Below are 691 nucleotides of genomic sequence, written 5' to 3'. Positions count from 1 at the left end.
TCGAAGAACGAAGCGGCTAAGGCCATTGCCGCCATTGATGGCCAGTCCGTCTTCCGCCTCGTGCACGACACATTTCATCACACGCTCGCCGGGGAGCCATTCTTCTCCTGCGAACTGACTGGTCTCGTGCACATTTCAAGCGTGAACGATCCGATCCACTGGATCTACCCCGATCGCGTCCTAGTCGGTTCCGACAATGGCAGCCAGATCCGGGCGCTGCTTGATGGCGGCTATGGGGGACCCTTCTCATTCGCACCGTTTCTCGACGCAGCCGACCCGCAGGACGACCTCGCAGGCGCGCTTGCCGCGAGCATTGATCTCGTCCGACGCGGGCTATTGACGCGAGTGGCGGCGTGAGACGCGGTATCAATCAGGGCTTGCGACCCTTTTTGGCGTCCGGCGGAGAAGTCATTCGAGACGCTTCCTGCAACAATATCTCTCGCATCCAGATGCTTGCCACATCACTGTTGTGAAGGGCGGGCCATTGCAGCGCCTCGGTAAATGCAGGAAGCGGCAGCGGAAGTTCGATGATCTTTAGTGGGAAGGTTTTCTTGAAATGCTCAACCAGCCGGGAGGGCATGGTCGCTATACGGGCTGTGCCTGAGACCATCGGCGGGATCATGCCAAAGGCCTGCACGATAACCTCGACACGTCTCTTGAGGCCATGCTCAAGCAAAAAACGCTCCTCGAT

Annotated in this window: 1 protein-coding gene and 1 pseudogene; one reads left to right on the top strand and one right to left on the bottom strand. The window is 58.6% G+C overall.

Annotated elements, in window-relative coordinates:
- A pseudogene (locus tag AC0L3E_RS34585) lies at positions 1 to 357 on the top strand (TIM barrel protein); the annotation flags it as partial.
- Between the two features lie 13 nt (positions 358 to 370).
- Here AC0L3E_RS34585 and AC0L3E_RS34580 read toward each other — a convergent pair.
- Positions 371 to 691, bottom strand: a 321-nt coding sequence (locus AC0L3E_RS34580) for a type 2 periplasmic-binding domain-containing protein (protein ID WP_473606907.1), incomplete at its 5' end; no start/stop codon positions are given.

This window comes from Mesorhizobium sp. WSM4822 (genome assembly GCF_055811155.1).
The sequence above is the reverse complement of the archived record's forward strand: the minus strand, read 5'-3'. Positions and strand labels throughout refer to the sequence as shown.